This is a genomic window from Rhizobium mayense, from assembly GCF_030272705.1.
Classification (GTDB): domain Bacteria; phylum Pseudomonadota; class Alphaproteobacteria; order Rhizobiales; family Rhizobiaceae; genus Rhizobium; species Rhizobium mayense.
In genome coordinates this window covers 1-18537 of the sequence record NZ_JARFYM010000043.1, presented here as the reverse complement: position 1 = coordinate 18537, position 18537 = coordinate 1, and the positions used below count along the sequence as shown (strand labels likewise).

Annotated in this window: 12 protein-coding genes and 7 pseudogenes; 12 read left to right on the top strand and 7 right to left on the bottom strand. The window is 57.7% G+C overall.

Annotated features, from left to right (window positions below; genetic code table 11):
- Nucleotides 1-89: 89 nt before the first annotated feature.
- Complete coding sequence (locus PY649_RS30920) at nucleotides 90-1112, top strand: IS110 family RNA-guided transposase (protein WP_285872723.1); 1023 nt, start codon at nucleotides 90-92, stop codon at nucleotides 1110-1112.
- Between the two features lie 371 nt (nucleotides 1113-1483).
- Here PY649_RS30920 and PY649_RS30915 read toward each other — a convergent pair whose 3' ends face one another.
- The 3 genes from PY649_RS30915 to PY649_RS30905 form a co-directional block, all read right to left on the bottom strand.
- Nucleotides 1484-2905, bottom strand: a complete 1422-nt coding sequence (locus tag PY649_RS30915) for an amidase (protein ID WP_285872722.1) — start codon at nucleotides 2903-2905, stop codon at nucleotides 1484-1486.
- 201 nt (nucleotides 2906-3106) lie between these two features.
- On the bottom strand, nucleotides 3107-4447 hold the full coding sequence (locus PY649_RS30910) for an aspartate aminotransferase family protein (protein WP_285872738.1): 1341 nt from the start codon (nucleotides 4445-4447) through the stop codon (nucleotides 3107-3109).
- Between the two features lie 185 nt (nucleotides 4448-4632).
- Nucleotides 4633-6096 (bottom strand): M81 family metallopeptidase, encoded by a 1464-nt coding sequence (locus PY649_RS30905; protein WP_285872721.1) that lies wholly within the window; start codon nucleotides 6094-6096, stop codon nucleotides 4633-4635.
- A gap of 173 nt (nucleotides 6097-6269) precedes the next feature.
- Here PY649_RS30905 and PY649_RS30900 point away from each other — a divergent pair, with 173 nt between their 5' ends.
- The 5 genes and pseudogenes from PY649_RS30900 (at nucleotide 6270) to PY649_RS30880 (ending at nucleotide 10147) form a co-directional block, all read left to right on the top strand.
- Entirely contained in the window at nucleotides 6270-6956 is a 687-nt protein-coding gene (locus tag PY649_RS30900; RefSeq protein ID WP_285872720.1) for a GntR family transcriptional regulator, read from the top strand.
- A gap of 214 nt (nucleotides 6957-7170) precedes the next feature.
- Nucleotides 7171-7629, top strand: a complete 459-nt coding sequence (tnpA, locus tag PY649_RS30895) for an IS66-like element accessory protein TnpA (protein WP_285872718.1) — start codon at nucleotides 7171-7173, stop codon at nucleotides 7627-7629.
- The gene (gene tnpB, locus PY649_RS30890; RefSeq protein WP_285872717.1) at nucleotides 7626-7970 is read left to right on the top strand and encodes an IS66 family insertion sequence element accessory protein TnpB; all 345 of its coding nucleotides are present in this window, start codon (nucleotides 7626-7628) and stop codon (nucleotides 7968-7970) included. Before tnpA ends, tnpB begins: the two co-directional genes overlap by 4 nt.
- A 48-nt stretch (nucleotides 7971-8018) precedes the next feature.
- Nucleotides 8019-9584: pseudogene (tnpC, locus tag PY649_RS30885) on the top strand (IS66 family transposase).
- Entirely contained in the window at nucleotides 9581-10147 is a 567-nt protein-coding gene (locus PY649_RS30880; protein ID WP_285872716.1) for a UPF0149 family protein, read from the top strand. The pseudogene tnpC and the gene PY649_RS30880 overlap by 4 nt, the downstream one beginning before the upstream one ends.
- Before the next feature lie 112 nt (nucleotides 10148-10259).
- Here the strand turns inward: PY649_RS30880 and PY649_RS30875 are convergent.
- Nucleotides 10260-10409, bottom strand: a pseudogene (locus PY649_RS30875) (IS630 family transposase); the annotation flags it as partial.
- A 373-nt stretch (nucleotides 10410-10782) separates the two neighbouring features.
- Here PY649_RS30875 and PY649_RS30870 point away from each other — a divergent pair.
- From PY649_RS30870 to PY649_RS30845, 6 genes and pseudogenes are all read left to right on the top strand, one after another.
- A complete protein-coding gene (locus tag PY649_RS30870) occupies nucleotides 10783-12048 on the top strand; it encodes a pyridoxal phosphate-dependent decarboxylase family protein (protein ID WP_285872715.1) in 1266 nt (421 codons plus the stop codon).
- A 356-nt stretch (nucleotides 12049-12404) separates the two neighbouring features.
- A pseudogene (locus PY649_RS30865) lies at nucleotides 12405-13102 on the top strand (CoA transferase subunit A).
- A gap of 18 nt (nucleotides 13103-13120) precedes the next feature.
- Nucleotides 13121-13652: pseudogene (locus tag PY649_RS30860) on the top strand (CoA-transferase).
- 70 nt (nucleotides 13653-13722) lie between these two features.
- Nucleotides 13723-14903, top strand: a pseudogene (locus PY649_RS30855) (acetyl-CoA C-acetyltransferase).
- A pseudogene (locus PY649_RS30850) lies at nucleotides 14900-15395 on the top strand (UPF0262 family protein). Before PY649_RS30855 ends, PY649_RS30850 begins: the two co-directional pseudogenes overlap by 4 nt.
- 42 nt (nucleotides 15396-15437) lie before the next feature.
- Nucleotides 15438-16883, top strand: a complete 1446-nt coding sequence (locus PY649_RS30845; protein ID WP_285872713.1) for a Glu/Leu/Phe/Val family dehydrogenase — start codon at nucleotides 15438-15440, stop codon at nucleotides 16881-16883.
- A gap of 92 nt (nucleotides 16884-16975) precedes the next feature.
- Here the strand turns inward: PY649_RS30845 and PY649_RS30840 are convergent.
- The 3 genes and pseudogenes from PY649_RS30840 to PY649_RS30830 form a co-directional block, all read right to left on the bottom strand.
- Nucleotides 16976-17346: pseudogene (locus tag PY649_RS30840) on the bottom strand (aldehyde dehydrogenase family protein).
- Nucleotides 17347-17448: 102 nt separating this feature from the next.
- Nucleotides 17449-17688, bottom strand: coding sequence for a hypothetical protein (locus PY649_RS30835; RefSeq protein ID WP_285872711.1), 240 nt, complete (start codon nucleotides 17686-17688; stop codon nucleotides 17449-17451).
- The gene (locus PY649_RS30830) at nucleotides 17685-18212 is read right to left on the bottom strand and encodes an ISAs1 family transposase (protein ID WP_285872709.1); all 528 of its coding nucleotides are present in this window, start codon (nucleotides 18210-18212) and stop codon (nucleotides 17685-17687) included. The genes PY649_RS30835 and PY649_RS30830 overlap by 4 nt, the downstream gene beginning before the upstream one ends.
- Nucleotides 18213-18537 lie beyond the last annotated feature (325 nt).

The window sequence follows — 18537 nt, the reverse complement described above, 5'->3', positions numbered from 1 at the left end:
ATCATGATCTTGGAAGGTGGCTGCTCCCCGATATGATGAGATACGGGCTCTCGACTGGACGCCGGGCCCAGCATCAATGGAGAACAGCCATGGCAGAGTATATCGGTCTCGACGTATCAATGAAAGAGACAGCAATTTCGATCCGTCGCGCGGGCAAGCGGATCTGGCGCGGGAAGTGCGCCTCTGATCCCGCCGCCATAGCCGAACTTGTCCGCATGCGAGCGCCAAATGTAGAGCGCGTGGTGTTTGAAACGGGCCCTCTTTCGGTATGGTTCTATCATGCGTTGCGCGCCGAGGGATTGCCTGCCATTTGCGTCGACGCTCGTCACGCCAAAGCGGCGCTCGATATGGCCGCCAACAAAACCGATGCCAACGACGCCGACGGGCTCGCGCATCTGGCGGAGGTCGGTTTTTTCCGCGAAGTCCGAGTAAAGTCCTTCGACAGCATGCTTTCTCGGACATTGGTCGCGGCTCGCACGAAACTCATGCGAACGACACTGGACGTGGCGAACCAGATTCGGGGATTGATGAAAACGTTCGGCCTTATCGTTCCGTGCAGTATGGGTGGCAAGTTTGAGGTGCATATTCGCTCCCTCCTGGCCGACAACGCCGGTCTTTCGAGGATAATCCTGCCCTTACTCGAAGCGTGGCGTAGTCTGCGCCTCCAGGCGGCCAGGTTGGGGAAGCAGCTCCTCGCCGAAGCACGTAAAAACCAGCAATGTCAGTTGCTGATGTCGATCCCCGGCGTTGGCGCGATCACAGCTACTGCCTACCTAACTGCCGTCGAAGATCCCGCGAACTTCAAACGATCGCGCTCGGTAGGCGCATGGCTGGGGTTGACGACGCGGCGCTATCAGTCAGGCGAAGTAGACTATGACGGCCACATCTCCCGACGCGGAGACACGCATGTGCGTTCGCTTCTATATGAAGCCGCGGTGGTGATCCTGACCCGCAGCCGGGCCGACAGCGATCTGCGTAGATGGGGTATAAAACTACGCGAGAAGATTGGCTTCAAACGCTCCGCGGTTGCTGTCGCCCGCAAACTCGCCGTCATCATGCATGCGATGCTGCGCTCCGGTGAGCTCTTCAACAGGGCGACAGCCACCATCTAACTCTCAAGCTCAGTAACGCCCATGGCGTGAAGAGGCGTCCCTGCCGGGACCGAGGCTGGTCCATTCCGTTAAGACCGTTGCACCACGAGTTTGCTCGGAGCGTGCGAGACATACATTGGAAGGACCGTCCCGCGAAGCACCACAATGCGGCGACCCATGTCGACCGCGTAGACGACTATGCTCTCGGCAAACAACCTCTCACACCTAAAAAGGCGCTTGCAAATCTCGCTATTAGACGACGGTCTTACATTCTGATCCAATGCACCTCGACTTCCTCCGCAGTGAGGCCCAGCCGCACCACATTCAAAGATTCGTCGAGGACCTCCACCACCCAGGATGCAAGATCGAGATAGGTCCGCGGCGGGCGCGTGTTATCGCTCGGACGCCGCGCTCCCGTCGCTTGCAAATCGGGCATGTCGCAAAGCCGGATCACTCACGCAGGCTTCTACAGAATGCGCGATTGAAAGTAGGCGGCGATCATCCCCATGCTTGCCCTGCACGAGCAGACCAACCGGAAGGTCTCCGGCTTTTTGACAAGGCACTGTCGCAGCGCAGCAGTCGAAGAAATTGGCGATTTCGTTGTTTCGACCGATCATGAACTCAACCCGTCTGTGTTCGTCAGGGTTTTTCAACATGGCGACAAGAGGGGGTAAGATCGGGACCGTCGGCATCAAAACCGCGTGAAAGCGAGAGATCCGCTCATGAGCGTTGAGAACATAGGCTTCGCGTACGTTCAGTGCCTCCCTCCTCTCTCTCATGGAAATTGGCTTTCCCGAAAGAATTATGTCCACAACCGATGGCTCCATAAAATGTCCGCGCCCCTCCACTAGTCGTCCATGGCTAGCATAGACTTCCGTATGCGAGATCACTGGATATGCCTCACGCCATTGTGCTTCGCCAAGTTCAGGCCAGGAAAACTCGATGATGGTCGCACCTTCGCGTGAGAGCGACTCAAGTGCACCCGAAAATGCATCGGCAACCTGCGGGTCCAGTTCATCGAGAACGACGGTTGTAGGGACGCCGAACACCATGCCCAAAAGGGGTGTTTGCGCTAATGGACGCCATTGCTCATCGGCAAGTGCAGAGTCAATGATCGCACAGCATTTGATAGAGCGGGCAATCGGTCCAATGGTGTCGAAAGTTTCCGAGAGCGAAACCACTCCACGCGTGGAAATACGGCCTTCAGAGGGTTTGAAACCGGCGAGGCCGCAAAGAGCGGCTGGTCCTCTGATAGACCCGCCCGTGTCTGTGCCGAGCGCCGCTATGGCCGAACCGTCCGCGACGCAGGCGGCCGAGCCGGAGGAGGAGCCTCCCACGAGCCTCAATGGGTCGACAGGATTCAGCGGTGTGCCAAAATGACGATTTTCTCCGGTGTTTGTGAAAGCGAACTCGGACATATTTGCTTTGCCAATGATCACCGCGCCAGCTGTGCGAAGCCGCGCTACGCAGTCCGCGTCGCGTGCTGCTGGCAACGCGATCGCCAGGGCTTCTGATCCCGCTTGAGTTATGTCACCCCGTACGTCGCAGTTGTCTTTGACTGCAATTGGCAACCCTGCAAGTGGAGATGGCGATGGCGTCCCAGAGGCGCTTAATCTGTCTTCCCGTCCGGCCGCAGCTTTAGCGTCCTCCGGCCACAGTCGCGTGAAAGCGACACTGCCCCGTGTTCTCAGTTCCGCAGCGTGGGCAAGTGAGCGTTCGACAAGTCCGGATGACGTGATCAGGCCTTCGGAGCGAGCTCTCGCCAATCGCTCGATGGTGTCACCCGCTCTGAACGGAGGTAATTCATGGGACATTGCATAAACTCCAAATCGGCTAGTCCTGGCCGGTGCTAAGAGACCCAAGGCCCAGGTGGTAGTATCAAAGGTGCACCGCATCCCCGGATCCGCGATACGGGCGATTTCAAATTGAATTGCATTTGCGAGTTCCGTATTCCGGTCGCAGCTGAAAGCGGTCAAACGCAAGCAGCTGTCTCTGAAAAAAGCGCCTTTGCAACTTTAACGGGGCATCGTTCCCAAATACCGATCGAAGACATCGGCTATCGTATCGATATCGGATTCAGTCATGGCCGTGGAAAGGCACGCCGTACCGCCAAGCGGGAGAAAGATCCCTTGGTCTCTGAAGAATTCGCTCATCGACTTCATGGACGCCGCTTGTTCGGGCGTTGGATAGGCCTCGCGATAGTCATGGGGCAGGGTTTGATTTGCGTGAATCTTGAAAAGCGATGCTGCACCACTAATTACATAGTGGGCCTGATGTCGCTCGACGGCAGCAGTAAGTGCTGCGCGGAGGCGATCTCCCATTTCCTCCAGGCGAGCGAAAACCTCCTCCGTCATGGCTTCCATACTCACGCGACCAGCAACCATGGATACAGGATTGGCTGAGAAGGTGCCGCCTTGTACCAGTTTCGCTCTGCCGGCTGACCCGTCAAAGACGCTCATGACCTGGCGCGATCCACCAATGGCACCAATTGGGAATCCGCCACCAATGATCTTACCAGCAGCGATCAGATCAGGCTCAATACCGTACCTTGCAGAAGCGCCGCGATAGCTTTGGCGCAAATTGAGCACCTCATCGCAGATCACAAGGATACCATGGTGGCGCGCGGATTCGACTACAGCGGCGATGAAGTCAGCTTCAGGTGGAATTAGGCCAATGCGGCTTGGCATCAGATCAAGGAGTACGCAAGATAGTCGATCGGCCGCAGCTGCAATTCGCCGCCGGGCCCCCTCTGCATCGTTGAAGCGAAGAATGACTGTTTCGTCGGCGACCGACGTCGGCATCCCTGCATAGGACGGTACAGCGACAGGTGCATCCGGCGGTCCCCAGGTAGCGGGTGTACCCACTTGCCCGACCTCGGCCCAGTCATAGGAACCGTGATAGGCTCCCTCGATCTTCGCTATACCGGCGCGTCCCGTGAAGGCGCGCGCTGCCTTGATGGCGAACATAACCGCCTCGGTGCCGGTGTTTACGAAGCGGATCTGCTCAATTGCCGGAATGCGGTCGACCAGCAGCTCTGCCAGGTCGATCTCGTGGACCGTCGGATTCGAAAAACAAGTACCATCATGAAGCAAACGCGCGACGGCATCCAGAGCAGGCGCAAAGCCATGTCCGTGGATTAGGGTTGTGAAATTGTTGCTAAGATCTAAAAAGCGCTGACCATCGACATCAATCAAGTGCGCGCCGTCGCCCCTCAGAACGTAACGCGGCACAGGATCGCGCTCAACCGTGGCCCGCGTAGTACCATCGGGGAAGACTCGGCGGCTCCGCAGAAATAGCTGATTTGATTCGTAACCAGGCAAGGTAACGCTAGTAGCTCTGGATGATGTACTTGGCATGAACGGTTTCCCTTTGGCACCATATTGTGTTTGCATTTGCGACGACCAGCGCGGCTCGGCCAAAATTGTGAGTTATCCAGCAACGCCAAGGAATGTCACTTTGCGACCAAATACGTTGACTAGATGGGAGCGGCCTTAGCTTATTTTTCGGAAACGATGCGCTCACGCCTTCGCAGCTCCGTGTCTCAATTAAAGTGATCTAGAGGCCAGATCGGCCTTCGAACGTGTTGGTAGGGGATCGCGGTATAATTCGCGGTGCAGCTATGTCCGGTATCAACGAACACAAGCGCACGGGACAGCGGTTCCAAATCGGCACGAAAATGATTCATGCCCTTGCATATAACAAGCTCTTGCTCCTCAAATTCTATTCCAAACAGTTTGAATTGCTCTCGCTCTTCTGTTTGGCTAGCGATGGAAGTCAGCACCACATCTACTCCCCCAATGGACACCAGTGCGCTCATACCAAGATTGCCAACCGTGTTGCGGGCATACGGGCCCTTACGCAGGTAGTCGCCGCTCGCAAGTGCTTTCACGCGGCCCGTAACTCTCAGGTCACCCTTTTGCCCGAGCTGAAGTGCGACGTTTTGATCAAGCCCTGCAGCCTGGCAGGCTTGAACGGCCTCCGGTGCCCAAAGGCTGAAGAAAACGGCATGCGTGGCTTGACTAAGAACTGCTCTAAGAATTGCCACATCATCTCCGGCCGCTCCGCCTCCCGGATTGTCAGCATAGTCGACCAATATGACCGGCTTACCGCTACCTCGTAGACTCTCCGCGATTGCCAGACCTTTATCGAGCGAATGGAATTCAATTGTGCGATCGGCACGCGTCTGCCACATGTGCCTCGATAGCGCGTTGGCTTCTTTGTCATACTTATCTGTGCCGCCATGGCACGTGATTGCAGCACTGGGTCCAATCTCAAATATGTCACTATAAGAAAATCCAGCCTGGACACTAATGTGTGTTATTGCTGGATTCTCCTGCGTTAAGCGTTCCGCAAGATCCAAAATTTGAGGCATAGGCCCCTCTTTGGTGGTTGTCCTCGCACCATCTAGCCCGGCCAATAGCGGAGGCTTGATTAGCTTGACCTTTGTAAGCGGTCCGCCGAGAAGCATGTCATTCAACAAGTGGCATGCGAGTTGCGTCGTCTTGACCTGATCAACGTGTGGTGTCGTTCGATAAGCCACGATAGCGTTGGACAGTTCAGCCATGCGGAAAGTGACGTTGGCGTGGGGATCCAGCGTAACGACGACGGGGATGTTCCAGCCGGCCACCTGACGGATCCGCGCCAAGATTTCGCCTTCGCAATCTTCGAACCTCTCAGAAACCATGGACCCATGAAGCATCAAAAAAATGCCGTCACATTTCTCATCATCGAGCGATCCGAGCAGGAAGCCGACCAACTCCTCGAACGCCTCTTTGGTTACAGTGCCGCTCGGACCTGCTTGCGCATGAAGGGGTGTGATTAGCTCCCAATCGTGCCGCTCGGAAAAATCAATCAGAGAACCCCAATCCGTTTCAGTGCCGCTAAAGCGACGAGCAATGTCTCCGCCAAACATTAAGCCACGATTCTTGAACCGGAGAATGGTTGTTGGGTGCGGATTGAACGTGTTGGTTTCATGTTGCCAAAACGCCGCTATCACACGCTTCATCGTTACATCCCTCATGCCTACAACGAACAACAGCCGACATTAAACCGCCAATTCGTGATGTCAACCGGAGATTTTTGATATACCATTTACGTCGGTTTGATCTTTAGAAAAATCCTTGTTGCGGACCAATGCAACAAGGCTGTATTGAAGAGCAGAAAGCTAGAGGATCGAATTTGACAAAGCCAAACTCCGCTGTATTGAGAGATCAGGTTTATGACGAGTTAGGTGCCTTGATCCGTGGGGGGCAATTTGCTCCCGGCGAGAAGATCACCATACGAAACCTAGCCAAAGACTTTTCAATGAGTCCGACCCCTGTGCGAGAGGCTCTCTACCGCTTGATATCTGAGGGTGTTTTGCAAGGTGAAGCGAACAGGTCCGCCTTCATACCGCTCCTAACGCCCGAACAAATTGCCGAACTCAAGGATATCCGTTTACACATCGAGTGCTTCGCGGCAGAGCGCGCAACGCTGCGGGGTACATCGGAGATTGCGGCAAGGCTGCGCAAGACGTCGGCAAAACTCAAGAGGGCTCGCGCAGCCGGTGACCGTCGTGCGGACCTTGCTCTGGTATACACGTTTCAGTTTGAACTATACGCCGCTTGCGACATGCCCAACCTCATTCGGATCATCAATTCACTTTGGCTGAAAACCGGGCCTTACCTGAATTTGCTTTTTCCTCATTACATTTATGCAGTATCGACCGATCGCGGTGACTGGCGCGAAAGGATAGCCTTAGGCGTTGAGAAGAAAGATGCCGCGGCTGTTGCCGCGGAGGTCAAGCAGGACATTGATCAGTCTTTGTCCTACATCGCGAACATAATTTCCGCAGCCTCGATGTTAAAACTGGCGGGTGGAAAATAATATTTTTTGTTGTGATGGCGTTAGAGCCGCCGTAAATTCCAGATGGGACATCGTAGGTGTTGGCGGCGAAAGACTCCTTGGCTCGAATAAGGCCACGATCGCCTTACGCGAGGCCAGGATTGAGCCGTTGACCGTGAGCGCGACGTACATCCCACCTTTTCTTTTGTGATTGAGGCCGCGAGATAAGCTCCTTCATCGATAGGAGCTGAACGGAATGGTTCGAGATCGCGCTGATGCCATGCTTGAAGGCATGCATGAAGCCAGGCATGAGGGAAAGTATCGTCGGATCGAGGTGATCACCGGTCGGCGGCAGCGGCGGAATTGGACTGACGAGGAGAAGGCGCGGATCCTTGCGGAAAGCGCGGTACCCGACGTGAACATCTCGGCCGTTGCCCGGCGCTGGGGCGTCAATCGCGGCTTGCTGAACGTCTGGCCTCGGGAAGCTGGACTGACCTCTCAACGAACCGCGAAGGCCGGCGCGCAGCAGGCGATGTTCGTGCCGGTAACGGTGATTGGCGATCGAGCGTCCCCCGACAGTTCGCCATCGGATGTCGCCCACTTCGCCGCAGGTCGGATTGAGATCGAGATTGCTGGCGCTCGCATGACCGTGATCGGCTCGGCAGCGCCCGAGTTGGCGCAGGCGATGGTGGCGGCGTTGCGAGGGCGTCGGTGATCGGAGTTTCGCCAAATGGCGTGAAGATCATGGTGGCAACGCAGCCGGTTGACTTCCGGCGCGGCATGAATGGGCTTGTGGCCTTGGTGGCGTCAGCCCCCTATTGTGGCGACGTGTTCGTGTTCCGCGCCAAGCGCCTCGATCGCCTCCGCTGCATTTATTGGGATGGATCAGGCATGATCCTAGTGACAAAATGGCTGGAGGCTGGCAAGTTCGTTTGGCCACCGGTCCGCGATGGTGCGATGCAGATGAGTAGCCGGGAGTTCTCGCTTTTGCTAGCCGGCATTGACTGGACGCGCGTCAAACGAAACGCTGTGAGGAGGCCCTCAAAAGTAGGTTGATCCTATTGGTTTTGCTTGAAGCTTCGGGCTCATATGGTAGGGTCAGTCATGCCGCTTCGACCCGATCCCTTACCCCAGGATGCTGCGCAATTGATCCGGATCATTCTCTCGCTTGACGAAGAGAATGCCGATCTCAAAGCGCGTGTTGCCTTCCTTGAGCGCCAGCTTTTTGGTGCAAAATCTGAGAAGATGGCGGTGCTCGATCCGATGCAGGCGGCGCTCGATCTGGGCGATCTGAGTGATATTGCCGTTGCAGCCAATGACGATGTTGCACCCGCTGAGGGGCCAATGTCGGCGCGACGGGCACCGTCGCGCAATATCGGCCGCTTGCCCATCGAGCCGGAGAGCAAGACGTGCCCCTGCTGTTCGTTCGAACTTCATTGCATCGGCACGGACGTCAGCGAGGCGCTCGACATCGTGCCCGCGATTGTCCGGGTCAAACGGACGATCCGGCCGCGCTATGCATGCCGGGCTTGCGAAAGCGTTGTTGTGCAAGCGCCGGCGCCGGCACGCGTGATGGATGGTGGCATGGTGACCACGGCGTTTGCCGCGCATGTCGCTGTTTCGAAGTTTGCCTGGCATCTCCCGCTCCATCGTCAGGCGCAGATGCTGGCCTCCTGCGGCGTCATCATCGATCGCGGCACACTCGGTGCCTGGGTGACGCGGGGCGCCTGGTGGCTCGAACTTCTCTATGATGCACTCACCGCCTTCATCCGCTCGCAGCCGAGGGTCTTCTGTGACGAGACTCCACTTCCGCGGCTCGATCCGGGGCGGAAACGAACCAAGGTCTGCCAGTTATGGGCACAAGCGGTTGACGACCGTCACCCTGGAATGGTCCGGCGCCGCCGGCCGTGGCCTACATCTTTGCCGAAAGCCGCAGCGCTCGCGAGATCGAAGGGCAATTGGCGTCATTTGGCGGCGTGCTGCAAGTCGACGGATACCAAGCCTATAAAACCATGGCCAAGCGCCGAAGGAAGAGTAATGTCGCCCCCATACGGCTGGCCTTCTGCCTTGCCCATGCCCGGCGCAAGTTCGTCGATGTCGTCAAGCTCACCGGCTCCTCGGAGGCGCTGTCGATCCTTGCCAGGATTGCCGAAGTCTATCGCATCGAAGCGAAGGTCCGAGGCGAGAATGACGATACCTGGCTCGTAGTGAGGCGTCGCGAGGCAGCTCCTGTGATGAGAGAACTGAAGGTCCAGCTCACCGAACTGAGCGACGAGGTGTCAGCGAAATCGGCGCTTGGCAAGGCCGTCGCCTACACGCTCAACCACTGGAGCGGACTGGCAGCCTTCCTGGAGGATGGCCGGATCGAAGTGGACTCCAATGTCGTTGAGCGTTCAATGAAATCCGTGGCTCTGACGAGGAAGAACTCCTTGTTAGTGGGCAGTGCCCGCGTTAGTGGGCAGTGCCCGCGGCGGCAAGACCTTCGCGGTCCTCGCATCGCTCGTCAACACCTGTAAACTGAACGGCGTTGACTCCGAGATCTGGCTTGCCGATGTGCTGGAGCGCATCGTCTCCGGCAAAGTGAAAGCCAACGAAATGGAAAGTCTCCTGCCTTGGGCCTGGAAGGCTGAGCGTGAAGCGATGACACAGCCGGGGCGACAAGCGGCATGACACACAACAGCCAGGGCATGACGGCCGCACGACCGAAGCTTGATGACGAGGCGTTCGAGGCGTTTATCAGGGGACGTCGTCCAGCATCGCCAATCTGGTCAATGAGCGGTCTTGATGGTTATCTCACGGCTCTCATCATCGGACCGAGGTTTATCGACCCACGCCAATGGATTCCGGAACTGGCCGGTCCGGATGCCCTAAACCTACCGATGGAGACAACCGAGCATCGGGCCGTGCAGACCATCGTTGCGGAGTATAACCGTATCTCGGCGAGCCTTTCCGAAACACCGAAAGACCACCGGCCCAGGTTCACCAGGATCGATGATCAGACCTTTGATATCTTCGATTGGGACCTCTGCTTTTTGCTGGGAACAGGGTACGCGCCGAAGCTGTGGCGGCCTGTCCTTCGCGGTCATGCCGTCACCGGGGATATCATCGCGCCACTCCGCAAGCTCGGCGAGGCAAAACGGAAAGCGACCCGCCAGGATGCTGCTGACGTCGCCGAAGCGCTCGTCAATATCCGTAACTACTTCATGCCAAAACGGGCAAAGCAAAAGTTCTGACTGAAAGCGCTGTTGCGATTCCGTCAATGCTAAAAGCCGTGGGTTGTTCGTCGCGCTCACCGTTGACCGGAAAGGAGCCGTTCGGGGAGCGGCGAGGTTTGCCCATTGAATGTGTGGGGTCGCCGTTTTTCGCTCTTGCGATCCAACGGATTGCCGTCGAAATCCCAACTCCAAACCGGGCTGCCGCCTGCCGAGCTAACATGGCCGCCGAAGACGCCGTCAGTACTCGTCTTCGAAGGCCATCGCTTAGCGATTGTGGCATCATAGGCCCTCTTCGCTTTGAATGTAGAGGTTCGGCTCTTGCCGTCACCCTCGATTTCATCGATCAAGGGATCTGCTCTAACAAACAGATGACGCCCGATTGCGCAAACAATCCATGCGCATGTTTATCTTCTCTAATTTGTTATAGCAGTTGTGCCTTTTCAAAATATCATCGGCCTCACCTCAGATCGAACTGTTGCTCGAAGCTGTGTTGCTCGAAAATGTGAAGCCACGGCGAGGAACGCCTGCGTAAGGGACTATCGCTATAGCACGAAGATCATGCCAGCATCTGTGGTCAAGTTTTTGTTATATTTGGTGGTTGAAAATGAAATATCATTGTGTAATATCGTAAATCACAATAGGAGTTTAGCCAGATGACAACGCACATACCCTTCCCGGAAAAAGGCTTGGATGAAGCAGCGATTTGGCAGGCGATGGATTGCGCGAAGGAAGGTGACGTGGATTGGCGGGGCGGGCGTCTACCCGGTTTTTACGTCCATTTTGCCAACGACGACGTAGATCGGGTGGGCAAAGTCGCCTTTCAGAAATTCCAAGCAACAAATGCCTTGGGCCTTGGCGCGTTTCCGTCGATTAAGAAATTTGAGTCGGAGGTTGTCGAGTGGGCCCTTTCACTTTTTCGAGCAAAGGGCGGTGCGGCAAGCATCACGTCGGGGGGCACTGAGAGCATCTTCATCGCGATGAAGACTGCACGTGAGTGGGCAAAAGCCAACCGTCCCAATGTCCTCAATCCGAGGGTGGTGATTTCCCACACCGCGCATCCGGCCTTCGACAAGGCGGCGAAGTATCTAGAGCTGGAAGTTGTAAGGATTGCGCCGCGGGCGGACTTTAAGACTGACATCGATGCGCTTGAAGGAGCTCTGGATGATCAAACGATTATGATCGCTGGTTCAGCTCCTCAGTTTACAATGGGTGTCTTTGACCAAATTGAGGAGCTCGCCGCTATAGCCGAGTCTCGAAATATTTGGTTTCACACGGACGCGTGCGTTGGAGGCTTTTTGTCTCCTTTTGCAGAGCAGAATGGGCATCCCATTCCCGCTTGGGATTTTCGCGTAATGGGTGTGAAGTCCATTTCAGCGGACCTGCACAAATATGGCTTCGCGCCAAAAGGGGCTTCGATTGTTGCGTTTGCGGATGCCGGCTTCCAGAAGTTTCAAGTGTTTGACTTCAATAACTGGTCGCGTGGGCGGTATGTAACGTCAACATTCGCCGGCACGCGCTCTGGTGCTAACATTGCTGCTGCTTGGGCGGTCATGCGTTTCCTCGGCAATGAAGGTTATCGAAAGATCGCCGAACAGATCTGGCAGATACGTGAACAGCTGCTGCGGGAAATTCCGGCAATAGAGGACCTATTTGTGTATGGTGAGCCTGAGCTTACCGTAATGAGCTATGGTTCTAAAACGCTGGACGTAGGCGATATCGCGGCAGGTTTGGCTGCAAAGGGCTGGTACACTGTGGCGCCATCCTTAAATCCGCCGGCAATCAATTTGGGTATTCTCAGTCTCGCTTTCGGAGAAGTTTCGGACGTCTATCTAAATGACCTCCGGGATGTTGTCTCGCAGCTTAAGACGGGAGAAAATCGTTTCGATCGCTCCCTTATCGGCTCCTATGGAACTCGGTAATCGGCCGGCGCCTTAGACGCCTACTTGCTCAACTCGCTGCTGCTCGAAATAAAACGCCGCGGCGAATCGGAAGAGCTTGCAACGCTCTGGGGCGGTAGCGCCATGTGAGTGGGTGCGCTCTGAGGATCTAAATTCATCGGCCGACGCGGTCATCAACCTGCTGGAGAGGAACACATTCATCTTCGCTCGGCCACGGCGGCATCTTCATGCGCGCTCACATGTGTCACCGCCGCAAGCGAGTGGATGCACCGGCGAGAGCTGCGAGTTCCGTCGCGGTAGACTGAGACGCCTCACACCGCAACATGGATGGACAGAGGAGTCGGGTCGACCGGCGCGGCCCGTAAGGTGGAGGATAGTTGGATAAGACTTTTGCCGGCGCATCTAATGCATTAGAAGGCGTGCTGTTCGACGGAACGTTCATTGCAGCGGGCGGTTTCGGCCTTTGCGGCATTCCGGAACTGCTGATCGACGCGATCCGTAAGGTTGGCACCAAAGACCTGACAATCGCCTCGAACAATTGCGGTGTCGACGACTTTGGCTTCGGTGTGCTGCTGAAGACGAAGCAAATCAAGAAGATGATCTCGTCCTATGTCGGAGAGAACGCGGAGTTCATGCGGCAATACCTGAGCGGTGAACTCGACCTGGCGTTCAATCCGCAGGGGACGCTCGCCGAGCGTATGCGCGCCGGCGGCGCCGGCATTGCCGGTTTCTATACAAAGACAGACGTCGGTACGGTTGTTGCTGAGGGCAAGGAGACGAAGACATTCAACGGCGAGGCCTACGTGCTCGAGACCGGGATCGTCGCCGATCTGTCGATCGTCAAGGCCTGGAAGGCCGACACGTCGGGCAATCTCGTCTTCCGCAAGACGGCCCGCAATTTCAATTCGCCGGCCGCCACGGCGACAAGATCTGCGTCGCCGAAGTCGAGGAGATCGTGCCGATCGGCAGCCTCGATCCCGACCACATCCACGTGCCGGGCATCTACGTGCATCGCCTGATCCAGAGCCAGCACGAGAATCGCATCGAGCAGCGCACCGCGCGCGCGGCGGCTTGAAGAGCAGGGGGAAAAGACATGGCCTGGGACAGAAACCAGATGGCGGCCCGCGCTGCCCGCGAACTCGAAGATGGCACCTACGTCAATCTCGGCATTGGCATTCCAACGCTGGTCGCCAACTATATCCCGGACGGCGTCCATGTGACGCTGCAGTCGGAGAACGGCCTGCTTGGCATCGGTCCCTTTCCGACCGAAGGTGAGATCGATGCCGACCTCATCAATGCCAGCAAGCAGACGGTGACGGCACTGCCCCATTCGGCCTTCTTCGACTCGGCGCAGAGCTTCGCGATGATCCGCGGCAAGCTCGTCAAGGGCATGGGCGGCGCGAGGGATCTCGTTGCCGGCGTCAAACGGGTGGTGGTCGTCATGGATCACATCAACAAAGCCGGCGAATCCAAGATGCTGAAGGCCTGCACCCGTCGTCGATCGGATCATCACCAATCTTGGTGTGCTCGACGTCGTCGATGGCGGACTGAAGCTGGCCGAGCTTGCCGAGGGTGTCACCGACGGTGAGATCCGCAGCGCCACCGAAGCAACCATTGTCAACTAGGCCTGCAGCCTTTTGTCGAGACGCCGGAGCCGGCCGTTGCCGGCTTCGCAAGACCATAGAGGGGACCACCATGAGCACCCCATCGATTGTCATCGCCAGCGCCGCCCGCACCGCGGTCGGATCGTTCAACGGCGCGTTCGGCAATACGCCGGCGCACGAGCTCGGCGCCGCCGTCATCAAGGGCGTGCTCGAGCGCGCAGGCCTCGAAGCGGGCGAGGTCGACGAGGTGATCCTCGGCCAGGTGCTGCAGGCCGGCGAGGGCCAGAACCCGGCGCGGGCGATGAAGGCCGGCGTTCCGCAGGAAAAGACCGCCTGGGGCATGAACGAGCTCTGCGGTTCGGGTCTCCGTGCCGTCGCGCTCGGCATGCAGCAGATTGCCGCCGGTGATGCGGATATCATCGTTGCCGGCGGCATGGAGTCGATGTCGATTGCGCCGCACTGCTCGCATCTTCGCGGCGGCGTGAAGATGGGCGGATCGACACGATGATCAAGGACGGCCTGACCGACGCCTTCTATGGCTATCACATGGGCATCACGGCCGAGAACGTCGCCCGCCAGTGGCAGCTCAGCCGCGGGGAGCAGGACACCTTCGCACTCGCCTCGCAGAATAAGGCAGAAGCGGCACAGAAGGCCGGGCGCTTCGCCGATGAAATCATTCCCTTTATCGTCAAGACCCGCCATGGCGACGTCACCGTCGACCAGGACGAATATGTCCGCCATGGCGCAACGCTCGACCAGATGACGAAGCTGCGCCCGGCCTTCGACAAGGAAGGCACCGTCACTGCCGGTAACGCCTCCGGTCTCAATGACGGCGCCGCCGCGATCCTGCTGATGAACGAGGCGCAGGCTTCCAAGCGCGGCGTCCAGCCGCTTGCCCGCATCGTCTCCTGGGCAACGGCCGGCGTCGATCCGCAGCTCATGGGTACCGGCCCGATCCCGGCCTCGCGCAAGGCGCTGGCGAAAGCCGGCTGGGCGATCGGCGACGTCGAACTCGTCGAGGCCAACGAGGCTTTTGCCGCCCAGGCCTGTGCGGTCAACAAGGACCTCGGCTGGGATCCGTCGATCGTCAACATCAATGGCGGCGCGATCGCCATCGGTCGTCCGATCGGCGCCTCCGATGCCCGCGTGCTCAACACGCTGCTCTTCGAAATGAAGCGCCGCGGCGCCAAGAAAGGATTGGCCACGCTCTGCATCGGCGGCGGCATGCGTGTCGCCATGTGCGTGGAAGCATCTGAGAGGGCAAGGCCATGACCTCTGCCGAGTATCGTCTCTGCGACGTATCGCTCGACCGGTCATTCGGTGGCCGGGACGCGAGAATCGAGCGGGAGCAAGCGCTCGCGGTCATCGACCTCTTGGAATCCAATACATTCATTCCGGTCGGTCACGACGGCGGCCCCTATCGTCTCAGGATCGAAGCCGTCGATGGGCGCCTGGCGTTGCATGTCGCTGATGATCAGGGCGAGCATGTCGCCAGTCACTACCTATCGCTGACGCCCTTCCGCCGGTTGCTCAAAGACTACGCTCGCATCTGCGAGAGCTACTACGACGCGATCCACCACCCTGGACCTGATCGGCTTGAGGCTATCGATATGGGTCTGCGTGGCGTCGACAACGAGGCTGCCGAACTGCTGAGAAGCCGGTTGGCAACGAGTGACTATCGACAACAACACCGCGCGCTGGCTGTTCACGGTGATTTACGCCCTACTCGTGCGCAATGCCGACCATCGAGTTCTGCTGAGCTGAGATAGCTGTGGCCCCAACTGCCCGAACAAGGAGGAACCCCAAGTGAACGCAATACCTCAACGCGAAGTACACCTCGGAGAAACGAGCTCCGCAGGCTTTCTGGATGGCGTTGACCAGAACTTCCGCCATGCGATGGCGTTCCTTGATTTGCCGGAAGGGCTGTCGGAACGGATCATGCAGTGCAACTCGACTTACACTGTTCGTTTCGGTGTTCGCCTGCGCGGCCGCATGTACAGTTTCATCGGCTGGCGATCGGTCCACAGCGAGCACTGCGAGCCGGTGAAGGGCGGTATACGCTATTCATCAAATGCCGATGCGGAGGAGGTCGAAGCGCTGGCCGCACTGATGACGCTCAAATGCTCGCTGGTCGATGTTCCATTCGGCGGCTCGAAGGGCGCGCTGAAGATTGACCCGCGCGAATGGACGCCGCAGGAGCTCGAGCGCATCACACGCCGCTTCACCCAGGAACTCAACAAACGTGGCCTGATCGGCCCCGGCGTCAACGTCCCGGCTCCCGACATCGGCACGGGCGAGCGGGAAATGGCCTGGATGATGGATGAGTTCCGCCGCGCCAATCTGACCGATGTGATCAATGCGCGCGCCTGTGTGACTGGAAAGCCGCTGTCGAAGGGCGGGATTGCCGGTCGGACGGAAGCAACGGGTAGGGGCGTGCAATTCGCCATCCAGAGCTATCTCCGCGATCCTCGTACCGCCGGATTGAACGGCAAGCGTGATCTGAAGGGTGCTGCGGTCATCGTTCAGGGGTTTGGCAACGTGGGTTACCATGCGGCAAAATTCCTCTCGGAAGAGGATGGCGCCCGAGTGACGATCGTTGCAGAACGTGATGGGTATGTCGCCAACGCCGACGGCCTGGCGATCGAGGCGCTGAAGCAGCATCAGATCAAAACGGGCAGCATCCTTGGCTTTGAAGGTACCACATCGTTCCCCGGCAATATGACGGGCATCGAGCAGCCATGCGACGTTCTCGTTCCAGCGGCGATGGAAAATGCCATCCATGCGGGGAACGCAGATTGCATCAAGGCAGCCCTCGTCGTCGAGGCTGCCAACGGCCCGGTGACCTTCGAGGCAGACAAGGTTCTCCGCACCCGTGGGATCACCATCCTTCCCGATCTCTACGTCAATGCCGGCGGCGTGGTCGTCAGCTACTTCGAATGGGTGAAGAACCTAACGCACATTCCCTTCGGCCTAATGGAGCGGCGCCGGCGTGAGCGGCGCAACCAGACGATTGCCGCGGCACTTGAACGCATGACGGGCAAGGATTTTCCGGCGGATATGCGCGAAGAATTCCTCCAAGGCGGGGCGGAAATCGACCTCGTTCGGTCTGGACTGGAGGACGTCATGCGCAGCACCTGGACACGCATCGCCGACCTGATGGAGCAGCAACCGGAACTCGGTGATTACCGAACCGCCGCGTATGTCGCGTCGATCCGACAGATCGCCGATGCCTACGAAGCGATAGGTATCTGACCAGCTACACGTAGGACAAGGGCTTCGCTTGTGCGATCCGTGGCTTGGGCTTTGAATTCGCCTCCCAAGCGACTTGGCTGCCGCCGAACAAGTTAAAGGTACTTCATTTCAAGATAGTCCTCAAGGCCATGCCGAGAGCCCTCGCGTTCCAATGCCGGACTGCTTGATGCCGCCGAAGGGGCCGCCTCCGATGACATGCGACCAGTGTTGATGCCGACCATACCGTACTCCAGCGCCTCGGCCACGCGCCAGACCCGCTTGAGGTTCGAAGCACTAGGCGGAGGCCGTAGATCGTATCATTGGCATCCCGCACGGCCTGCTCCGGGTCTTCGAAACGGATGATTGGCGCCAGAGGACCGAAAGTCTCTTCCTGGGCGATGCGCATTGAGCTGACGACATTTGTGATCACGGTCGGCTCAAAAAATGTTCCGGACGTACCGATCCGGCGCCCACCACATCGCACATTGCCCCTTTTTTGACAGCCTCGTCGACATGCGCTTCAGATCTTTGTCAGAGCATGATTATCGATCAGAGGCCCGGCTACTGATGGCTGTTTTGAAGCCAGTCAATGTCGTGGATGACGGTAATATCGCGGGTCTCGATGCGTCCGCGACCGCCATCGACTGTACTGGCACGGCTCACAGTGATGTCTTTTGAAATCGCTGGCTTTTTGTTCGGCGGCAAAGAGTTCGACATCATCGCGCAACGTGCCTTGATTGCCTTTGAGGGCGAAGATGTAGTCAGCTTTCTTGTCCAGGACCTTCTGGGCGATGGCACGCTGGCAGCCCATGGCATCGATCGTCACGATGGCACCCTCATGGCCAGCATGTCCAGCAGCCTGGGAATAGCGAGGATCTCATTGGCCTTGTCCGCCGCCTTGACCTGCCCCAGCACCAGACGCTGGCGGGCGGCGAATGCGGAAACCATGTGTATCGTCTCCTCGGCATTCCTGGAGCCCGTGGAGCGGCGGACCGTCTTGCCGTCTATGGCGACGACGCCTTCCGGCGCGCCCGTCAGTGACGCTACCCATGCCACAAAGCAGCGCTGGAAGTGTTCGGCATCGAGGCTGGCAAGGATATCGCCCAGATGATCAGGAGACGGTACGCCCGCAAGAAAGGGGCGAAACAGGCGCAAGAGATCAAGCTTCTTGTCACCAAAGCGGGCAATGTCGGTGATGGCTTCCGCCCCGGCGATCACCGCCACAAGACACAGCAGCAGCACCTCATCCAGCGGATATCTTACCTTCGCACTCTGCCGACCATCAGGCAGATCCTTGAAATGACTCAGAAAAACAACCGTTTCCGACAACGCACCGGCATCGCAAGCCACATCGTCCGTCCAAAGCATCCTTCAAAGAGTCAGATGCTCCCGACAGATTCAGCTACTAAACCACTTGTCACGCGTTAATTCACCCGATTGCCCTGACGGAGAGACCCTACGCTATGCCGATTAGGCCACCGCTATGCTACTGAAAACGTTGGCAAAAACTTGCTTAATCGGCATAGTTCGACGGGCATAAAAGGCCAAAATGAACAACGTCGATCCGCTCGCTTGGCTAAAGCGTGTCGCACTTATTCAGCCTCATATCCGGCTGCTCTGAAGAAATTCAGGCATTCGTCGACCGAGAAGAGGCTGACAATTTCACCGAGGGCTT

Excerpts from the sequence above, each read along its gene's own strand:
- tnpA (WP_285872718.1), top strand. The coding sequence starts at position 7,171 with ATGGTTCGAGATCGCGCTGATGCCATGCTTGAAGGCATGCATGAAGCC.
- PY649_RS30905 (WP_285872721.1), bottom strand. The coding sequence starts at position 6,096 with ATGAAGCGTGTGATAGCGGCGTTTTGGCAACATGAAACCAACACGTTC.
- PY649_RS30915 (WP_285872722.1), bottom strand. The coding sequence starts at position 2,905 with ATGTCCCATGAATTACCTCCGTTCAGAGCGGGTGACACCATCGAGCGA.
- PY649_RS30870 (WP_285872715.1), top strand. The coding sequence starts at position 10,783 with ATGACAACGCACATACCCTTCCCGGAAAAAGGCTTGGATGAAGCAGCG.
- PY649_RS30920 (WP_285872723.1), top strand. The coding sequence starts at position 90 with ATGGCAGAGTATATCGGTCTCGACGTATCAATGAAAGAGACAGCAATT.
- PY649_RS30910 (WP_285872738.1), bottom strand. The coding sequence starts at position 4,447 with ATGCCAAGTACATCATCCAGAGCTACTAGCGTTACCTTGCCTGGTTAC.
- PY649_RS30880 (WP_285872716.1), top strand. The coding sequence starts at position 9,581 with ATGACACACAACAGCCAGGGCATGACGGCCGCACGACCGAAGCTTGAT.